Annotated in this window: 14 protein-coding genes; 8 read left to right on the top strand and 6 right to left on the bottom strand. The window is 54.7% G+C overall.

Annotated features, from left to right (window positions below):
• Nucleotides 1-20: 20 nt before the first annotated feature.
• The 4 genes from VKV29_RS11330 to VKV29_RS11315 all read right to left on the bottom strand — a co-directional run bounded on the left by VKV29_RS11330 (nucleotide 21) and on the right by VKV29_RS11315 (nucleotide 6,243).
• On the bottom strand, nucleotides 21-2,600 hold the full coding sequence (locus tag VKV29_RS11330) for a hypothetical protein (RefSeq protein ID WP_324201418.1): 2,580 nt from the start codon (nucleotides 2,598-2,600) through the stop codon (nucleotides 21-23).
• 31 nt (nucleotides 2,601-2,631) lie between these two features.
• Nucleotides 2,632-2,994, bottom strand: a complete 363-nt coding sequence (locus VKV29_RS11325) for an ASCH domain-containing protein (protein ID WP_324201417.1) — start codon at nucleotides 2,992-2,994, stop codon at nucleotides 2,632-2,634.
• 117 nt (nucleotides 2,995-3,111) lie between these two features.
• Complete coding sequence (argS, locus tag VKV29_RS11320; protein WP_324201416.1) at nucleotides 3,112-4,965, bottom strand: arginine--tRNA ligase; 1,854 nt, start codon at nucleotides 4,963-4,965, stop codon at nucleotides 3,112-3,114.
• Between the two features lie 42 nt (nucleotides 4,966-5,007).
• Nucleotides 5,008-6,243, bottom strand: coding sequence for a DUF1385 domain-containing protein (locus tag VKV29_RS11315; protein WP_324201415.1), 1,236 nt, complete (start codon nucleotides 6,241-6,243; stop codon nucleotides 5,008-5,010).
• A gap of 189 nt (nucleotides 6,244-6,432) precedes the next feature.
• On the opposite strand from VKV29_RS11315, the gene VKV29_RS11310 reads away from it, so the two are divergent.
• From VKV29_RS11310 to holA, 4 genes are read left to right on the top strand one after another with little or no spacing between them, the layout of a single operon-like run.
• Entirely contained in the window at nucleotides 6,433-7,377 is a 945-nt protein-coding gene (locus tag VKV29_RS11310) for a MoxR family ATPase (protein WP_324201414.1), read from the top strand.
• Nucleotides 7,378-7,410: 33 nt separating this feature from the next.
• Nucleotides 7,411-8,673 carry a DUF58 domain-containing protein gene (locus VKV29_RS11305; RefSeq protein ID WP_324201413.1) on the top strand — a complete coding sequence of 421 codons (1,263 nt, stop codon included), beginning with the start codon at nucleotides 7,411-7,413 and terminating at the stop codon, nucleotides 8,671-8,673.
• Entirely contained in the window at nucleotides 8,642-10,876 is a 2,235-nt protein-coding gene (locus VKV29_RS11300) for a transglutaminase TgpA family protein (RefSeq protein ID WP_324201412.1), read from the top strand. Before VKV29_RS11305 ends, VKV29_RS11300 begins: the two co-directional genes overlap by 32 nt.
• 4 nt (nucleotides 10,877-10,880) lie before the next feature.
• A complete protein-coding gene (gene holA, locus VKV29_RS11295) occupies nucleotides 10,881-12,035 on the top strand; it encodes a DNA polymerase III subunit delta (RefSeq protein WP_324201411.1) in 1,155 nt (384 codons plus the stop codon).
• 33 nt (nucleotides 12,036-12,068) lie between these two features.
• Here the strand turns inward: holA and rpsT are convergent, their stop codons facing one another.
• Both rpsT and VKV29_RS11285 read right to left on the bottom strand, forming a co-directional pair.
• Nucleotides 12,069-12,359, bottom strand: coding sequence for a 30S ribosomal protein S20 (rpsT, locus tag VKV29_RS11290; protein ID WP_324201410.1), 291 nt, complete (start codon nucleotides 12,357-12,359; stop codon nucleotides 12,069-12,071).
• Between the two features lie 91 nt (nucleotides 12,360-12,450).
• Nucleotides 12,451-14,610, bottom strand: a complete 2,160-nt coding sequence (locus VKV29_RS11285; RefSeq protein WP_324201409.1) for a hypothetical protein — start codon at nucleotides 14,608-14,610, stop codon at nucleotides 12,451-12,453.
• 178 nt (nucleotides 14,611-14,788) lie between these two features.
• On the opposite strand from VKV29_RS11285, the gene VKV29_RS11280 reads away from it, so the two are divergent.
• The 4 genes from VKV29_RS11280 to VKV29_RS11265 all read left to right on the top strand — a co-directional run bounded on the left by VKV29_RS11280 (nucleotide 14,789) and on the right by VKV29_RS11265 (nucleotide 20,277).
• Nucleotides 14,789-15,769, top strand: a complete 981-nt coding sequence (locus tag VKV29_RS11280; protein ID WP_324201408.1) for an N-acetylglucosamine kinase — start codon at nucleotides 14,789-14,791, stop codon at nucleotides 15,767-15,769.
• Between the two features lie 80 nt (nucleotides 15,770-15,849).
• Complete coding sequence (locus VKV29_RS11275; protein ID WP_324201407.1) at nucleotides 15,850-17,484, top strand: Hsp70 family protein; 1,635 nt, start codon at nucleotides 15,850-15,852, stop codon at nucleotides 17,482-17,484.
• Between the two features lie 32 nt (nucleotides 17,485-17,516).
• Nucleotides 17,517-19,301 carry a tetratricopeptide repeat protein gene (locus tag VKV29_RS11270; protein WP_324201406.1) on the top strand — a complete coding sequence of 595 codons (1,785 nt, stop codon included), beginning with the start codon at nucleotides 17,517-17,519 and terminating at the stop codon, nucleotides 19,299-19,301.
• 19 nt (nucleotides 19,302-19,320) lie between these two features.
• The gene (locus tag VKV29_RS11265) at nucleotides 19,321-20,277 is read left to right on the top strand and encodes a TIGR01777 family oxidoreductase (RefSeq protein ID WP_324201405.1); all 957 of its coding nucleotides are present in this window, start codon (nucleotides 19,321-19,323) and stop codon (nucleotides 20,275-20,277) included.
• Nucleotides 20,278-20,283 lie beyond the last annotated feature (6 nt).

The following is a 20,283-nucleotide window of genomic DNA, read 5'->3' as shown; positions in this document are numbered from 1 at the left end:
GGCGGGTTTGAAACCCGCCCCTACTTTGCCTGGATTCCTATTGTTTTCAAGAACTTAGGTATGTCGGTGGCTGGCAGGGGCACAGGGCGTATCGTAGTGCGCGGTGTAAACGGTAAGGAGGACGGCGTAACGAGCAGAGCGTCAATAGAGAAAGTGTAGAGTTTCGTCTCCGGCGCCGGGTCGGCAACCTTGACCGAGAGCGCGTGCGATCCCTGCGATAGGGACACGCGACCTAAATACATCCAACCGAAATACCCACTAAGATAACGCGGCCCCGCCGGCGTCGTTGCGGCCGGAGGTTGAGGAGGTTGATGATCGATGTACCAAGTAAATGGAGACGTTTGCGGCCCCGGAATCGTGCCGGCGAGCCAAATATCGTAATCGCCGGTTGCATTAACATCAAAAGTATATCGTGCTGCGTACTCATGGATGATCTGCAAAGGCTCCTCGGGAGTTGAAAGTCGCAGATAGGCTCCGCCAGAGGCACCTGCATTCTGCGCAATCTCGGTGAAATTATCTAGAGCAGGGTTCTCGCCCTCGATCCAAACAAAAGGACTAATCGCCGCCGCTAGCCCCTCCACGGCAGGGCGCACCGCCGTATAGGCACCTAGATAGTCTTTGCGCCGAAGAAGCATCGCTGCCTGATCACGCTGTAACTCTCCAAGTGCCCGATCGGCCTTGCTGGCGTGGGGCACCAGCATCGTCACCAAGGTTACGGCATCGGTGGCCGCCTCTGTTGGGATTGGGCTTTCCCCCACACCGGTAAACACGAGCGGCATATTCCCAAAGCGAACTTCGATGAGGTCTTTCCCCACAATTTTAACGGGAACGGAGGCACCATCCGGCGTAAAGGCGCGTGCTATGCGCGGGTCTGGAACTTGGAGGCGAACCATACGAGGTCCCAAAAGCGAAACCAAAACGGTCTCCGATCCGCTAGGAAGATGGATGGTGTAGCCGCTAAACGAAGGCCACCAGTCATCGAGTGTCCCCTGAACCGGGGCCGGTATCCAAAATACCGATTCGTCTCCAGGCACCTGTCCGGTAAACGCAGGGCCAGGCGATTGAAAGGGATAGTATAGCACCCGTGGGGTCTGCAGAGCGGCAATAGGCGAATCGGTTAGCGTATGTGCTGCCCGCTTAAGCCAGTCGAGATGAGCCGGTGTGACGCCGGTAACGAAAAAGCCTTTAAAACCGAGGTTTTGTAGGTTTGCCAGCTGTCCCAACAGATCGGTGTAGGATGCATAGCTACCGGAGGCCTGCATAGCAGGCACTCCGATGAGCCATCGCGGAGGACGACTTAGCGAAGCCAAACTGTAGAGTGGTGCCATCAAGCGATTGAGGGAAGGTGGCTCTTCAGGTGAAAAAGCTGCAGCCAATCCATCGGGCGGCGAAGAGTCGTTCAACGAAACGTAAGAAAGGCTTTGCAATCCACCACTATATACAACCGGCACGTTGGCCACATAGCGCTGCAACTCATCGGCGATGGTTTTTAACGCATACCGCAGAGTTTGAGCACGCCAGTCGGAGAAATCGTCCCACCATGTGGAGAGAGTAGGCTGTGTTACACGATAGGTGTCACCCGTTGTAGGATCGTAGAAGTAGGGAAAACCACGGCCTAAAGACCATAACGGGATCAGACGTGCCATCTCTTGGAGAGAGGAAAAGCTTTTCGAGAGCTGCCATTTTGCCGTTAAAGCATCGGGCGTGCCGTATTTTCGCGAGAGGTAGCTTTCCCATGATATCCGAAACATTTCGGAGTTAGGCACCATAAAAAGGGCTTCATCGCTCAAACCCAGAGTTGGCCCTAGGGGGTCAAGAAAAAAACGCAGGCCTGCCCCAAAATGGATTTGTCGTAGCAGGCCTAGAAGGTGGTCACGATAGCTATCGAACTCCCCCCACACGTCCGGCAGGCCCACTCCGTCTGCATCTCGGGTGAGCGTTAGCAAAGGCAACAGCAAGGCGACAGGATGCGCCGTTCCATGAAAATCATCCAGCGATATGCTTGCCACTCCACCATTGATCGAGGCCATTCCTTCCCCGATAAGCCTGCTATCGGCTGCAGCATCTACTACAAAATAGGCTGCCGATTGCGCATGGCTCACCTGCCACAAAGCCATATTGCGGTTTGGATCATCAAATCGGTACACGGCCGGGCGCACTTCAAAACCGGTGAGTGGCCGCTCAATCCCCGTCCCAAACTCAATGCCATAATGGAAACCTCTCGCCTCCATGGCATCTATGAGCCGCTGTAACGCCGATGGAGGCACCTCTACAAGAGAGCTTGGTGGGGTTATCAACACATCGCTAATGCCCTGTGCTTTGAGCGCATCGAGATAGGTCTCATCCGAATGCCAGGCAGAGGACGTGTCCTCCTTGAAAGAGGCGGGAGCGAAGGCAATGCCCACGGGCATGTAAGGCACATTGTTCCAATTGAGTGCGTTACTTGCCGTTACTTGCCATGTAAACGCCGTCGAGGAGGCTGCAGGCCGATAGGTTCCTGTACGAAAACGGTCCGAGCTTACCGCCTGGGCGCGGCCATATAGACCGGAGAGTTGCAGGCAAAGAAACCCAAGTGCGCATAGAAGATGGCGTTTGTGCATAACTATCCCGATACCACACAGAAGCCTTTCCTTAAGTAGGTAGCGGATACTCTTCTACCGGCGAAAAGTGCACTACTGTAACCGTGTCTTCAACGGAGATATCGCTTGAATAGATACGCCTGAGAAGAGCCACAACATCATCCACAGAGCGAAACTCCGGGTTCTCCTTTTGAATCTCTCTTGGCGAGAGAGCATCTATCGTCTTGACCTCAACCCTATCCAATATGGCAGTGAAGAGCTTCTGACGCTTTCCGAAACGCGGCCCTATCGTCACCCAAACGATCATCCCAGCTTTATACTTATCGGTCTTATCTCCAAGACGGATCGTCACGGTTTTACGACCGGTACGTAAAGCCTCCTCATAGTACTCCGAATAGAAGTTGAGCGCATACATAGCGTATGAGATATCCTCTTTGTCCTCTTCAACGGTTTATAGAGACCCTACTGCCTTCTCGCGAAAGCGTCGGCCTCTAGCAAAGTCGGCGTGTGAGCCTAAAGTTTAGCACAAAACTTAAGAGCCGTCAATTTCACGCCCATCCTCTGCTGCGTTGTTGTCGGCGCGCTCCATTCGTTCGGGTGCGGAAACACCCAATAGGCCCAACAGGTTATTCAGCACTATCCGAGCGCAATTCACCAGCGCCAGTCGCGCCTGCACAAGAGAACGCTCCGGCTCTTCCTGGGAATTAGGCAAGACCCGACAGTTCTCATAAAACAGGTTCAACAGGCTTGCCAAATCTATTGCGTAGCGCGTTAAGCGATGGGGGGCAAAACGCTCGGAGGCCGTTGCCACCTCCTCAGGATAGTCGGCCAGCTTTCGTAAAACGTCTAGCTCTCGCGGATGGGTCAGCAGATTCCGGTCTACCTGCGCTGCCGGCAATATGGCTATGCCCATCTCTTCTGCTCTCCGGAGAATACTGCACAGCCGTGCATGCGCATACTGAACATAATACACGGGGTTTTCGTTCGATTGACGCTTGGCCAGCTCCACATCCACGGTGGCGGGAGTCTCGTAGGAGTTCAGAAGGAAATAGAAGCGTGCCGCGTCGCGCCCGATCTCATCTACCAGGTCTTCCTTCAGTTCGATGATGGCACCTTTTCGCTTGCCTCCAATAATGGCCTCTCCATCGCGCATAAGCGAAACCATTTGAGTAAGAATAATATATAGCCGGTCTACAGGATAACCAAGGGCCGCTATAGAAGCCCGCAAACGCGCGACATAGCCGTGATGATCGGCCCCAAAAATGTCTACGAGATGGGTAAAGCCACGCTCAAACTTGTCTCTATGATAGGCTGCATCCGCTGCGATATAGGTGGCCTTTTCATTTGAACGCACCAACACCCTGTCTTCATCATCGCCGAAGGCAGATGTCCTCAGCCAAAGTGCCCCATCCTTGCGATAGGTATATCCACGCTCGGTAAAGAGGCGGATGACCTCATCCACCGCTCCCGATTCGTACAGACTACTCTCGAAGAACCAACGATCGAAGAAAACCCCAAACGCCTCTAACGCCTGTCTTTGTAACTCCAGGATAATACGCAACGTGGCTTCCCGAAAATACCGATCTCTCTCTTCTGCCTCGCTACTCGCGGTCTCTTCGTCTCCAAGCAGCTCCTTAGCTACCGTGGTCTCATACCGGTTTCCGATCTCCTCTACAATACGTCGGGCAATGTCGCGCACATACTCACCCAAGTAGCCATTACTAGGGAAGGGAATGATCGGCTTACTCGCATCCCCAGATTGAGGCTCACTCTCCACATCTCCTTCCGGCATAGCGATGGGATAGCCAAGCTCTTGCAAGTAGCGAACCTTCACCGTCCGCGCAAAAAGCTCCAACTGAAGCGAGTTGAGCGCATCGTTTACATAGAACTCGCGATGCACCTCGGCCCCCTCTGCCGCAAATAAGTTGGCCAGCACATCGCCTAGCGCCGCCGCACGGCCGTTTACAACGCTGATCGGGCCGGTTGGGTTCGCGCTAACAAACTCCAAAAGAATCTTCTGACCCACTCGCGCCTGAGAGCGCCCGTAGTCTTTTCCCAACTCTTCAATGCGCACCAAGGTGCCATAGAGCCAGTCCGGGTTCAAAAACAGGTTAAGAAAGCCCGGTCCTGCCACCTCCACACGATCAATAAGCTTGTCGGGGTCCTCAATATGCCGCCGAATGATCTCGGCAATCGCCCGACTATCTGCCAGGTTGGTGGATTTACGCAGAGTCAACGCCAGATTGCTCGAATAGTCCCCGAACTGCTTTGATGGGGGCATTTCGAGTTTTACCGTAAAATCGTCCGTTGTTAGGTTTAACTCACCGGCCTCACGCGCTGCCAAAACGGCCTGCTTGAGGATATTTGCCAGCCTTTCCGTAATCACCGAATAGCCACTCCTCGAAAAAGATAAAAAACGAACGAACTCCTAGCGCAGAAACGCGCTTAGGAAGGGAACGTAAGAGATAATAAGGGCAACGATTCCCATTCCGATAAGGGCTTGCAGCAGCCCCATACACCATATTTTTCGGAGAATATGCGGCCGCATTGGATAGCTCTGCAAGTAACGTTCGATCAGTTCTTGCCCGGCTTGAATGCCCTTCTCCAACTGATGCACGCTCGCCGGACGCGTGGTGAACCAGGCCTGCAAAAAAGCCCCTACACGACGCCATGTGAAGAGCGTCACCACCCCCGCAAGCACGATGGCGGCATCCTGAAGCCAAGGGAAGCAACTGGCAAGCTCCGCCACAAAGGCAAATATCCCCATCGCCGCCACCAGATTCGTGCCACAGCGCGGATGCACTCGAGGCATCCTCCGAACGACCGCCACAACAAGAGGCTCCTGACGTTCTATGGCGTGAACCGTTTGGTGCTCTGCTGCATGATAGCCTGCCAACACCGAAAATCGCATCAAAAGGAGATAAGGAAAAATCACCACGCTACGCACACACACCGCACAAGCCGACCACCACGGATGCGCCTCCTGAAGTGCGGCATTCATATTGAAAACCCAACGCGGGATGAACGGGATTACAAGGGCTAGTCGCTCTAATCCCCAACTCGAAAGCCACAGGCTTCCCAAAATGAGCAGACCCATAAAAGCCCCAGTTGCCACAAGAGCCAGATTGGATGCTCCTGCCTGGATTCGACCATCGGTAAGGTAGACCCCAAACAGCGTGGCCATCCCCCCAATAGGCGGAAGTTGCGGACGCAACATCGGCTCGGGAAAGAACAGGTCGAGGGGATGAATATAGCCAAGACAGTAGCCCGTCTGGTCTACTACCGGTAGTGCCGGTAGGGCTTGGTCTAAACGGCTATGCCAGCGCTTGCGTAACGTATCTAGAGGGGTCTCCGGTGCTACAGTCTCCTCGGCCGGCTCGATAAAGTCGCCCACAGAGGCCCACTTTACCTCATCGTCTAGTCCTCTCTCTTTGACATAACGCAACAGGGTCTCGCGCCTAACCAGGCCCATTAGATGGCCGTCAAGCGTTACCGGCAAGGCTTCTACCCCGTAGGTTCGCATGAGATGCAAAGTCCGCTCCACACTATCCTCTGGAGCCGGTAGTGGCCCTTGACGCAACAGCCCCCTCAGCGTTAGCGGCCAGCGTTCTTTGGTTGCTAACGACGCATTATGATCCAAAAACCCAATATCACGATCTGACATGGAGATCTATCATCTAAAAAGCGATTAGCGCCGATAAAGGCGGCGCTTTTGAAATTATACCTCATGCGGCCTTCATTGAAGAAGAAAACTTGCCTTTGCAATTCGTATCGGAGTATATATTTCTGGCAAATCTCTGTAATTTGCCGATCGAATCTATCCTCACGACCAGACTTCAGAAAGGGTTGCGACTTGACACCTGAAGACCTCGCACAAAAGGCTCGGCAGATCGCCAATGCCGTGGAAACGGCCATAATCGGCAAAAGCGAAGTGGTCGAGTTGGCGCTTGCAGTGCTGCTGGCCGAAGGCCATCTGCTCATCGAAGATATCCCCGGTGTGGGCAAAACCACGCTCGCCAAAGCGTTAGCGCGCGCTTTGGGCATCTCCTTTAAACGCATTCAGTTCACCCCCGATCTCCTCCCTGCCGACATCACTGGTTCCTCCGTCTATAACCAAAAACAGGGAGAGTTCGAGGTGCGCCCCGGCCCGCTCTTCGCCAATATCGTGCTCGCCGATGAGATCAATCGGACAACCCCTAAAACTCAGGCCGCACTCCTCGAATCGATGGAGGAACGCCAAGTTACCATTGATGGCAACTCTATTCCCCTCCCCTCTCCATTCTTTGTCATCGCCACCCAGAATAATATCGAAATGGCCGGCACCTATCCCCTCCCCGAAGCCCAACTCGATCGCTTTATGGCGCGCCTGGCTATGGGTTACCCCGATCGCGCTGCAGAACGTCGTATTCTATCTCAGCAACAACATGCCCGTCCTTTAGAGCAGATCGAACCTGTCACCAATGCAGAAGAGATCGTCGCTATCCAAAAACAGGTGCGTCAGGTTCATGTGGATGCGAGCCTTCAAGAATATGTGCTCGATATTGTAAACTATACACGAAATCAGCCACAAGTGGTGTTGGGAGCTAGTACGCGTGGTGCCCTGTCCCTGATGCACGCCGGGCAGGCATTAGCGGCCATAAGAGGCCGCACCTATGTGAAACCGGATGACATCAAGGCACTTGCTGTGGCCGTGCTCGCTCATCGTATTATCGTAAGACCGGAATTCCGACTTCGGGGTACAACGCCTCAAAGTTGCGTAGAAGAGGCCCTACAACGTATTCGCGTGCCGGTTGACTAGAGAGCGCCTTGTTGAGGAAGGATAGTACAGCGCATGCAGCATAGCAAATGGATTGTGCTCGGTTTCGGAGCGCTCTGCCTGATTACTGTGGCCACGGTGATCCCGCCGGCCCAGCATCTCTACTATATGGCTGCCATCCTTATCACCCTGCCCGCTATCTCCTACTTTGCAGGTTGGGCTATGCTGCGCGGGCTTACATTTCAAAGAGAACTGCCTTCTGCTGCCATGGAAGAGGAGGAGATCGATATTGTCTATGTGGTTTCGAACGACACCCGTTTCATGCGCTTTTTTCTCAGCACCTATGAGGAGTTTCCGCCCTGGCTTGCACCCGTTGAGGAGGAGCCGCTCTTTAATGTGCCCGCAAAGGGCACCGTTCGTGTTGCTCGTCGGGTACGCTGCCTACGCCGTGGCGTCTATAACGCAAACAGCTTTCATATCTCCGCGATGGATCCGCTCGGCGTATTCGCATTTACGCAGTCGGTGGCAACAGAGGGCGAACTCGTCGTCTATCCTTCCCCATATCAACTTCCTCAAACGGTTATAGGCGGCGGCGAACAGTTTGGGCTACAACAGATCGTGGCCTCTTTTCGTCAGGGCACAAGCGTAGACCTTTCCGGCGTCAGGCCCTATGTGCCGGGAGACCCCCTTCGCCGAATTCATTGGCGCCAGACCGCCCGAACGGGTCAGCTTAATGTGGTGGAGTTCGAGGAGATGCAATCCTCGCGTTTGGTCTTGCTCCTCGATGCTCATCGTGGCTGTGATAAAGGCACCGAACCTCTGACCCCACTGGAGTATATGATCAAAGTCGCTGCGGCGCTGCTTACGGAAGCCCTCGAAGCCGGAGCCTGGAGCCGGCTGTGTATTACCGATGGACGCGTGCCGGCCGGCTTCCTCGATACCGGAGGAAATCGAGGCCAGACCCACCGCCATCTCTTGCTCGGTGAGCTGGCTCGGGTAGAGGCTAGCGGTGAACTCTTGCCAAGCGATGTTATCTCCACCATCTATCCCTCGCTTACGCCGGGCCTTGTTCTCGTGCTTATTACCACAACGGAAGACCCTGCCCTCCCACAAGTGCTTTCCGACATCGTCACAACACTCGGCATTCGCGCCTTTGTTATCGGCTTTGATGTCTCCTCCTTTCCCGGTCATCCCCCAACAACCGGCAACTTCCATAACTTCCTCTCCTCTCTCGCCGCGGCCAAAGCGCAAACCCTCCTGCTTAGCTATCAAGCAGAAGCAGGGCTTGTTATAAAGGAGCACCTCTATGAACCCAGAAGCCACGCCTCGCGCCGTTGAGGCAACTTCGTCGGAAACCGTTCAAGAACGCCCAAGTATCCTACTCTATCTTGCAGGACTAGCCGTCACGCTTAGCGGCCTGTTTGCGGTGAACTACACCTACAATGGCCCCGGAGCACAGCTTATCTATCTTCTCGCTATATTTGGCTACACCTCTAGCTACTTCCTTCGACGTCGCGGCGTCAAAACGCTTTCCGTTGGGCTGCTCCTCCTTATGATAGGCCTCGCTTTTGTTACCTTTGTGAATCCTTCCACCCTCCCCTTTTTTAATCAAGACCAGAACGATGATCGTATTCTCGGACTGCTGCAGCTTTTTGTCTGGGCATCCATTCTCCACAGTTATACTCTCCTCAACGACTCGACCGTCCTCTTTGCCTGCGTGCCTTGCATGACCATGCTTGCTCTGGTGAGCGCTCGAAATCCCGACCCGGTCATCCACCAAGACTTTCTTGTCTTCGTGGCGGCTTCCATTTTCCTCCTGATCCACGAAAACTACCTGCGAACCACCCATACGCGCATCTTCACGGCTCCAAAACAGCGTCGTTCGCTCTATTCCGGGCAGATCGCTCTCGCGCTGGCTTGCCTATTTAGTACCCTGGTGCTCTCGAATATCGTTGCTACACCCTTGCGCGCGATGGGGCAAGCCCTCTTCGGAGCTATTTTCCAACAATCTCCCTACTATCAACGCTACATACCGCTTTCGAACTCAATGAGCACCCAAGTGCAGGTTAGTGAGAGAAACCATGTCCGTGTTGCCAGCGGGCCCGTTGCAAGCAGCGATCAGCCGCTTTTTGAGGTAACCTCCCCACGTCCACTCTACTGGCGCGGAGAGGTTTTAACCTTCTACGATGGTATCGGTTTTGAAGCTGCATCTGGCTCATCGTCCACCGAACAGCTATTTCCTGAAGAACAGTCCGACACGCAACGCATTCAGCAATATGAGGACATTACAGGCCCTATGGGGCCTAGGGATACATCGCCCCATCATTTCGTCCTGCCGCAAAGCCCGATGGAATTAGACGACACACAAATGCAACATAGCATGGAGATCAAGCAGCAAGTGCGTGTTGTGGGTGGGACGATTTTCCAAATCTATGGGGCCGGCAATATTCGCTCACTGGACTTACCCTATAACACGCTGGCCTACGATCAACTCTCAGAAAAACTGAGCGCGCCCGATCCGCTGCACATTCAGACTACCTATACCGTCGTCTCACGCGTGCCCACCGAGGATCCGTCCATACTGCGTAAGGCATCCTCTTCAATCAACGATATTCCTTCCATTATCCGAGATACTTGCCTTCAAACCGCGGTGAATGGGCATACCGACCCGGCCTTACGTCAACTTGCTCACCAGATCACCCAAGGGCTTCACAATAACTACGACAAAGCTTCTGCCATTCGAGCCTATATCGCCAATCATTGCAAATACAATCTGCATGCTCCGCCGGCACCTGCCGATCAAGATGTGGTGGACTACTTCCTCTTTAAGTCGCGCCAGGGCTATTGCGATAGTTTTGGCGCTGCCATGGTCATGTTATGCCGTTATGCAGGTATCCCGGCGCGTTTGGCTTCTGGCTTCATCACCGGCGAAGTGCGCGGCGATAATACCTACCTTGTACGAGAGAAAGATAAGCATATTTGGGCGGAAGTTTTCTTCCCTCAAATCGGTTGGGTTCCCTTCGATGCCACGGAGGGCGCTCAAGAGGTTACGACCTCCCCTGGACTAATGGGCCACATCAAGGATTTTCTTTCGTGGTGCTTCGCGCATGGCACTCTGCCCGCCTTAATCTCTTGCACCGTGATCGCTCTCTTGCTCTTTGTGCTGTGGAACGAACTAGGACGACGCCTCCACCGGCACCGTCGGGCCGCACTGCTCGCACCCGAACGCTTTGCGACAAACCGCAACGTCATCGCTCACTATCTGGAGCTTTGCAATTTCCTCGCCCGTAAAGGCCTCCCGCGCGGCTCTGCTATGACCCCCGACGAGTATCTTCACGCGCTTACACGAACCCTCGGAGATGGGGACTGGCAACCCCTTATGCTGGCCATCACCCAACTCTATATTGAGGCGCGCTACAGCCCTCGTGAACTGTCAACGGAAGAGGTGAATCGGATGAAACAGCACGTCTTTCAACTACGCACCCTACTGCGCCACTATACAGCCTCTGCATCTAGGGTAACGGCACCAGCCACCGCCTGAGCAGATGAATAGAGAGATTGTTTACAACCCCAACAGTCCACAACAGCTTTGGCAAAAGCAGGTGCTCCCGATCTATCTTTTCTGGGGGTCGGCTGACAAGCTTAAAGAGGAGGCCATCGCCGCACTAAAACACCATCTCATCGAACCGTCTTTTGCCGAGTTTGATTATGAGGCCCTAGACGCCTCCGCCAGCCCCCTCGATGCCATCCTCGCCGCTGCATGTCAGGCCCCGTTCGGCTCTAGGCGACGGCTTGTTGTCGTGCATGGAGCGGAGATTTGGCGCGAAAAGGCGCATTCCAATGATGCCGATAGGCTGGCCGAAGCTATCTCCCATCTTCCAGACTCTTGCTGTCTGGCCATCATCGTCGCTGCACAGAGCGATGAGGACAAACGCAAGATAGTCCTTACCCCCCGCCTTGATAAGGCTATAGGAGAAAAAGGAGCTTTGGTTTCATGCCGAGCGCCTTCGGCTGATGCCGTAAAAAAGTGGCTCCTACAAAAGGCACAGCAGGAAAACAAATCCTTCGAGCCGGAAGCGCTCGATTTCCTCCTAACCACCACCGGCCACGAACTGTATGCGCTTGAACAGGAGTTGGCTAAGCTGTTCGCCTATAGCGGCACACGCCCTGTGATCACCCGAGCCGATGTACAAACGCTTGCCACCGATACCCCAGAAGATGTTATCTTCGCCGCGGTTGATGCCGTCGTCAAACGTCAAACGGAACTAGCGCTCCAACTCCTCGCCGAACTTCATCGCTTCGAGCCGAAACCGCAGGCCGTAGCCGCAAAGTTTCTTGCGCTGCTTGCCCGCCAGTTCCGCCTGTTATGGCAGGCCAAGCTGTTGATTGAGCTACGCATTACCCCCAACCAGGTTTCGCATCTGCCGGACGCTGTCGCAGCAGAACTGCCTAAAGAGGCTTCCATAACCGGTGTGTCCTGGAAAGCTCGAGAGCTATTCGAATTGGCAAAACAGTGGTCGTGGCACCACTTAGCTGCCGCCATGGATCAACTCTTAGAGTGCGACACAGCGAATAAAGGTGCGGCAGTCCTCGATATCGGGCTTTTCGGAGCCGACCCGGCCCGTAACCTCCAGATTCTCGTTCTGTCCCTCGCATCTTCAACCACATCAACAACAAACCCCACTACCTCTAAACGATAGTGGGGCTATTACCGGAAGCGATGCGCAGTCCTATCAAGATGCGCTTTGACTGGCCTGCTGTAACTGTTTATGATAGTACTTCATGAGCCGAGACTTACGCCGCGCAGCCTGGTTTTTATGGATGATGCCGCGCTCGGCGGTTTTATCAATCACCTTATAGGCAAGCTGCAGGGCCTTCGTAATCTCCTCTTCTGCAGCGCCGCTGTCTATGGCAAGACGCGCCTTCTTGATAAAAGTTTTCATGGCCGACTTGGCCGCCACGTTCCTCAAATGGTTTTTGCGTGACTTGATAACATCCTTTTTAACCGATTTAATGTTGGGCAAAGAAGCTCCCCCCTTACCGCTTAGAGCGTATTGTATCTAGGTTCGTTTTTGAAGTATACCGCATCAAACCTCTCTTCTGCAAGTTAAGCCATTACGAAAGCCTACCGGATAGTTCATCCGGTCGCTTGCCCCCTTCGCACAACACCAATCCTAACCCCTGCTGCGCTAACAGGGCCGCCGCAGGGACGCCGGCATCGTTGAACAACAGGGCACAGACAACGCCTCCATAAAATCCCAGCCACATCGCGCGTTCCACAACTCCTCGCTGCGCCCGCTGTAAACGATGGAGATACCCCGTGGCCATAAGACTGCCCAGCAAAACGACCGTCCACGGACTATGGAATAAAAGAAACACTTCCATCCTCAGTTTTCGCAAAACGACTACACCAAAGCTTCCACCGCCCTCACCTTTTAATGCTCGTGCTAGATGCGATTCATTAGCACCATGAAAATGAAGGTCTATTAACGCCAACCCTCCGAACAGAAGAAGTGCTAGCACACCAAGCAAAGCCATCTCTTTCCAGCCAACCCGCTCTTTTATCGAGGCGCATAGGGCAAGACCGAATGCTCCAATCCCTGTTGGTATCGCCCCGACCTTTGCACCCCATTGTGGCCATGCCACAACAAATAAGATAATAACATAGACTACCACTGCTTTCAGCCATTTTCCCTTTTCCCTTATCAGCCATGGTAGCATCACCAACGCGGCTCCGAACAAGGCACCCATGTACTCGTTGCCAATCCCAAAAAATCGTGCCCCCTCCATAATCGAGTAGCTCATCCAAGCCTGTCGCAGAAGATGAGAGCCGGTCAGCAGATCGCCAACCACGCATACTACGAAAACGCCGGCCATTGCCCTAAATACCAACACGACGTCTCGTTGGGTACGCGACATCCATTCCGCTAGAGCAGCAAGGCCTATCAAGCAAATCCCTAAGGCGATTCCTGCGGTGATCTCATTGAAAGCAAACAACGTCGGGAGCACAAGCAAGAGAAAAGGCAAAAGTCCTATTATCAATCCAAAAACCGATGGCGAGAGCATTCGCCGCTTCCAACATACCACGCCGCCCAAAATACACAACAACTGTAGGGTGGGCAAGCCTCCATAAAGATTCTGCAACTCGGCATGGGTCACAAGCAACCTAAAATAATCGCAAAAACTCTTGGCGGAGAAGCTTCGCCCTGCTTTAAACTCCCAAGCACGACCCACAGCACTGTGAGGTATGCGAGGCAAGTCAAGCTGTCGTGCTATCGTAGGCAAGAGATCGGTATTCAATCCAAGCCCATCCCACCGTGTAGAAGGGGGAAAGATCGTTCCATGGGGAACTCTCTCACCTATTAAAAGCACCGGCGCTAAACGCTCACCTGCCGTTGCATTGGAGCTTGGGCCTGGAGCACAGCACCAGAAAATGGCGTCGGGACGGCTTCGCACCCACTCGATCACGCCCTGCATCAACCTACCTAACCGCTCTAATGCTTCCTGACGATATGTGACAGCCATAGAAGGGAGACAAGAAATGGCCTCCTCCGTCGCTCTCTGCAGATCAAAGAAGCTGATAACAACCAAGTGTGTGTTTGGTGGCAGTTGATTGAAGGAGCGGAGTATTCTGTCAACATCCGCCTCTGCCCCTTCCGGTGCCAGGAGATTTGCCTTTGCACAAAAGAGTCGAGGCCCTGCAAAGTCCACGTAGCCCTCCGCATCCATGGTCACAAGCAAAGCCTCATTCGCACGGAAGCTGCTGTCGGCATCCGCAATGGCTGCGGTCGTGCCGCCAGAGCGATGCACAAGCGTACCCAAGAGACCGACACCTACCGGATACCCGATTCGTCTGTTGACCTCATAGCACTGCCTCAGCAAGGCCGCATTCAACGCGCTACCCTCTCTATTAATAGGCGTAGGGGGATATTCTGCCCAAATGCCATTAGGCGGTGCCACTGCTCGGCCGCCCGCACCTAGGCTCAACAACAGCGAAGCAAGGCGATCGGTGCCCTGTGCATTCAGCAGGCTGCGCGGCACGTTGGATGCAGCGCGACACACCATCCAGCCCAGTACTCCCTTCGACGAAAACACCTCCATAGCCGGGCAGAGAGGTAGTGCTATTAAATCGGCACAGGTAAGGTCGGGGACAATAAGCAGAACAATACGCGGCGTCGCCGTGCAACTTTGCGGCAATACAAGCAACAGGCAGAACGCCAACCAGCCCACAATCCGTTTTCTGATAGATAAGCGATAAATGGAATCCGTACTCATGAACGCTTCGGAAATTTCCTTTCGCGAAGTTTCTCGCACATTCATTCTAGCCCTATTATAATGGGGTTCCATACTTCACCGCCATTTTTCCTCTTGCTACGAGCGCTTGCTAAAGCAGGAATCCTGAGGTCTTGAAGTGAATTGGTAGAGGAATACGCTGCAGAGATGAGGAGTAAAGATGCGCCTTGTGTTGGGTGTAGATGGAGGGCAAACGCGTACTTTGGCCGTCATAGCCGATGAAACGGGCAAACTGCTCGGTTTTGGCGTCGGCGGCCCTGCCAACCACATTCACGAGCCGGGTGGCATCGAGCGCGTACAACGCTCCCTCACCGACGCCATTCAGGGCGCTTTTAACAGTGCCGCGCTGCCTCATGGTCGTCTCGCTGCCGCCTGCTTAGGAATGACCGGTGGCTCTGCAGCAATGGAGGCCCTCTGTACCCCACTCGTGCCCGCAGAACAGATAATCTTTGGCCACGATACGCGCATTGCATTTTATTCCGTCACGTTTGGCAGCCCAGGCGTTGTCGTTATTGGAGGCACCGGCTCGGTTGCCTACGGCGTCAACGCACAGGGGGAAGAGGCCCTTGTCGGCGGTTGGGGTTATCTTATGGGCGATGAAGGAAGCGGCTACTGGATCGCCCTGAAGGCGCTTAATGCCTGCTGTCGCGCTGCCGACGGCATCCTCCCGCCCACTCTCCTACAACCGCTTATTCTAAGACACCTTGAGGTGGAGAACTTAAAGCAGCTTCATACACTCCTCTATTCCGGCAAGCTGTCCCGCCCCGACATCGCCGCTCTTTCGGAAGTCGTTGGGATGGCGGCAGCCCAAGGCGATGCCATAGCGCAACAAATCTTGCGCGAGGCCGGTCGGGAGCTTGCTCTACTTGCGGTTACCGCTATCTGCCGATTGGGCATGGAGAAACAAGAGGTCACCGTCGGCACTATCGGCGGTGTCTTTCGCGCAGGTCGCTCCATCCTTCGTCCCTTCCGCACTGCCATTAAGCGCAGAGCCCCTTATGCCTGTATAACCTCTGCTCGTCTACCGGCTGCGGTGGGAGCCGCACTCATCGCGTTGGAGGCAATAGGCGTTCCTCCCTCCGAACCGCTCCTTCATCACCTCAGACAAAGTTTAAAAAAGAGGCACCTCTTGAAGTCTTGAGCCGTTTTGTGCGTAAATAAGAAATAGGCGGCAATAATTAAAAAGACGCGCATATTGATGCGGGCGCGCATGAAGGTGGTATGGAAACACATTGGGCTATTGATTTAGGAACAACCAATACACTCATCGCCAAGTGGGTTGGAACCCACGCGGTCACTATCGCCCTAGAAGACCTGGTGGATTACGAGCCGGCTTGGCAAACGCCTCTCATCCCGTCGGCCATCTTTTTTCAAGATACACAGCGGGCTATTATCGGAAAGCCAGCCCTTGCCTCTCGTGAAATTCTGCACGGTCTCGATCTGCAAGGGTTAGGCCCGCTCGCGCGTTCCTTCAAGAGAACTCTGGCCCGTGCAAGCCAACAGGCCGTCGCGCAGGTAGGTTCCGAGACTATTTCGGCTCGCCAATGCGCCACCACCTTTTTACGCGAACTGCTGGCCGCCACCGCCGAATACGAACGCCAAAAATCGGACCCACACCGCACGCGCCTGCAACGCTTTATTCGCCTCTTACGATGGTGGCGTAAGGAAGGACAGGTAACCGATCTCACAATGACGGTGCCTGTGGAGAGCTATGAGCCGTATCGGGCTGAACTCTACCAGATCGCCCGCAAACTTGGTGTCAGCCGTTTCCGCACCCTCGATGAGCCGGTGGCCGCAGCCCTCGGCTACGGCATTGACCTCAGCGACGAAAAGCATCTGCTTGTTGTGGATTTCGGCGGAGGCACGCTCGACCTTGCCGTCGTTCGAACGCACCCCACCCATCCCTCCGGCCGTGATGCCTCCCAACATCGCGCCACCCTCCTGGCCGGTCGTGGCGCCGAACTCGGCGGCGAAACGGTAGACCAATGGCTGGCCGACTTCGCCTGCCAAAAGCTACGCGCGCATCAAATGGCTCTGCGCCCCGTGCTTCTTGCCCAAGCCGAAGCCGTTAAAAAAGACCTTAGCAACAAGGCCTCCATCGCCGATAGCAGCTTCTTCCTCCTACAAGGTGCCGGGCGTATCGAAATTACGCGCCAAGAGTTTATTGACCTGCTCGAAGAACGCGGCCTCTACCGCACACTCGAGGTGCTAACCGACGCGGTGCTAGACGACTGTCGTCATGAACTTGATGAGGCCGACATTGATGCCGTCCTTCTGGTTGGGGGTTCTACGCTTCTCCCCGGCGTCCGTGACCTTTTCGAGAAGCTTTTCGGGCCTCAGCGTGTTCACTACTGGGAGCCGTTCGAGGCCGTAGTAAAGGGAGCTGCTATTTTTGGGGCCGGATATAGCGTAGACCAGATCATCCATCATGACTACGCCATCCGCGTCTATAACGATGCGGAACAGAAAGCCGAATATGAGCGTCTGATCCGAAGGGGCACAAGCTACCCTACCCCGGTGCCTTTTGAGACACGCTACTACGCCGTAACTGAAGGCCAACAACTGTTCCGCCTACCCGTCTGCGAGGTTGGCTACGCAGGGCGTATGAATCTGCCATGGAAGCGCCGTAGCAACGGCAATGAGTACTGGATACCTACCGAGGCCGAAGAGGCCGAATGTGTTATCACTCTCAACGAGGGCGATACTCTGCGTCTTATACCGCCAGGACAAGGGCCTCAGGCCCGCCTGCGAATCGATTTCTCAATAGATAGCAATCGCTATCTCTGTGCAACGATTCACGATCTGCTGAAACAGCGCGACCTGCGTACGGATGAACGCGTTGTAAAACTGCGCTGATCACCAAAAAAGGAACATAAAGGAGATGGCCGATGCCCACTCAAAGAGAGGCAGGCCTGCGTGCACTGAAACAAGGGGATTTTGAAAGGGCGCGTGTGTTGTTGGAAAGCGCCTGTTGGCAGTACCCCGAAGACTTCAAGGCACACTACCTACTCGGTGCCGTTTATTATAACTGCCGGCGCTACGACCAGGCCGTCTCGGCTCTACAGAGAGCCGTGTTTCTTAAGCCGCATTCGCCCCAAGCCCACTACAACCTCGGCATTGCCCTGGAACGCATAGGCAAATGGGATGATGCGGCCAATGAGGTGCGCAAAGCGCTTGAACTCGACCCACGCTATGAGGTTGCCTCCGGCACCCTACGCAAATGGGCACGCGCCGGTAAAATCTCTCTAACTCCTGAAGAAGAAGCCAAACTGTTGGCCGGCCTGCCACGCAACTGGCTAACTCCACAAAATGCCGACACAACAGCCTCTCCTGCGAATTTATCTTCCGAAGCAGTGCAGAGTTCCCTAGGCTCCGAACCTCAGGACGCAACCACCTCCTCACAAGCAGCCATGCTTCCGCCCTTCATCGAGACCGCATCTTCGATGCAGGATAGTATCAGTCCGCCTCTCGATCAACCGATTACCGCTCAGGATACACCCCCAGATTTGTCATCTGCAAATCCGTCCAATCTTGCCGACGATTCCGCAATGGTCACCGAGACGACCACCCAACCGGAAGAGGCACAGATTCAGCCCTCCTTAGAGGAGATCAAAGGTGATTCTCTGCAGACGGATATCCCCACCCCTCAAGCAACCCTGTTAACGCCACCACCCATCGAATGGTCTCAGCCCGACGAGGTGACGTTGTTGCCCGAACCGCCCGACCCTGTTCTCGTGCAGGAAGCCTTAGAGAGCGAGGATGTTACCACAACCACCCCCCCGCCCATTCTCTCTGAAGTGGTTTCCACTCCTGCAGCGCTCCTAGAAAAACCTGCCAGCAACATGGAACCAGCAGAGCCATCAGCCACAGCGGCATCTGAAGAGGGATCAGCCCCGCCTGAAACAAAAGAGCCTTCCGATGTGAATATCCTCGACCTGCTTGCCCCACCGGAGGTGTTCGAGCTACCCACCCCCGAATCACTCCCAACACACCCTGTACCTCCGCCGATTATTGAGGAACAGGAAGAGGGATCGAATCTCGCCATGGCTTCTGCACCGACAGATTCTGCCCTCAAAGAGGAGAGCAGCCCTACCGCTACCGATTCGGAGCCACCTGTCGTCGCTCACACCGGCCCCACAGTGCTCGAAACAGAGACGACTTCCCCCTCTATCGTATCCCCGCAAGCCGAGTCATCGTCTGTATCATCGGAACCTTCGATCGGCGAGCCGCTTCTCGAACACACCCCCCACGATGCCGTACAAGAGGCGGCTCCCTCCCCCACCCACGAGCCATCTCAATCGGCAGATGCGCCTGAAGAGGCTGTAAGTGCCGAGATTCCACCGCAAGTTCAACCCAAATCGCGCCAAGCAAAAGCACGGGTCTCGGTCGAAGATGACACGGAGGACTATAGCTACTTTGTGCCCGTTCCTTGCCAAGAGGCCACCGAAGCGTTACAAATCGCCATCGCCAGCCTCATCCTCTTTGTAATAGGCGTTATCCTAGGCCCCATCGCCATTCGCAAAGCTATCGAGGCCAAACGCTGGATCGCCGCCAGCCCCTACTTCACAGGCGCCACGCAGGCGAACATCGCCCTCGTACTCGGCGTTCTTAGCACCGTCATTTCCCTGCTCTTCTGCATTCACTACGCCCCTTCCCTATTCTCGACTCATTAGAGAGGATCACATTGTTTCTATGCACATTCTCGTCACGGGCGCAACCGGTTTTCTGGGTAAAGCCCTCTGCGCTCAACTGCTGCAGGATGGACACACCCTATCGGTTGTAACACGCCACCCTGAGGGGGTTCATCATCTTTTTGGAGCGAACACCAAAAGCGTCAGCTGGAACGATAAAGAAGCCCTTCGCACAGCTTTAGAAGAGGCTCAGGCCGTGGTCAACTTAGCCGGTGCTTCTATCGCCGGCAGGCGTTGGAACGCAGCCTACAAGGAGGAGCTGGTGCGCTCTCGTGTGGAGACCACACATACCCTTGTGGAGTGCATGCACGACTGTAAACACCCCCCTTCTACCCTGATCTCCGCCTCGGCCGTTGGTTATTACGGAGACTGTAACGATAAGATGGTCACAGAAGAGCGCCCAGCCGGCTCCGATTTCTTGGCAGAGCTTTGTCTTCAGTGGGAGACCGAGGCCAACCGTGCCCGCCAATGCAAGGCTCGTGTGGCGACGATGCGCCTAGCTACCGTGCTTGGCCCCGGCGGCGCCTTAGCGAAGATGCTTCGGCCTTTCCCCTCTATCCCCTTCAACCCATGGAAACTCGGTTTAGGAGGCCCGTTCGGATCGGGGAAGCAGTGGATGCCATGGATCCATCTTGAAGATGCTGTCGGCCTCTTCCTCTGGGCACTTCAGGAAGATCGCCTCGATGGCCCGTGCAACGCCGTAGCGCCCGAAACGATCAGCAACCTAGAATTTGCCCGCGCCCTCTCAGCCATCTATGGCAAGCGGCCCTTCTTTCCGATCCCTTCTTTTGTGCTGCACATCCTTTTAGGAGAGTTTGCCGATTCGCTGCTCGCCAGCCAGCGGGTTATTCCCACCGTAGCAAAACGCCTTGGCTATACCTACCGGTATCCCGAGCTTATTCCGGCCCTAAAACAGAGCGTAACGGCATTGGAAAGAAAATCAGTTGGTCAGGCCTAACTAATT

Source organism: Chthonomonas sp. (assembly GCF_035294165.1).
GTDB lineage: Bacteria > Armatimonadota > Chthonomonadetes > Chthonomonadales > Chthonomonadaceae > Chthonomonas.
Note: the sequence above shows the minus strand (reverse complement) of the source record. Positions and strands in the feature narration are given on the sequence as shown.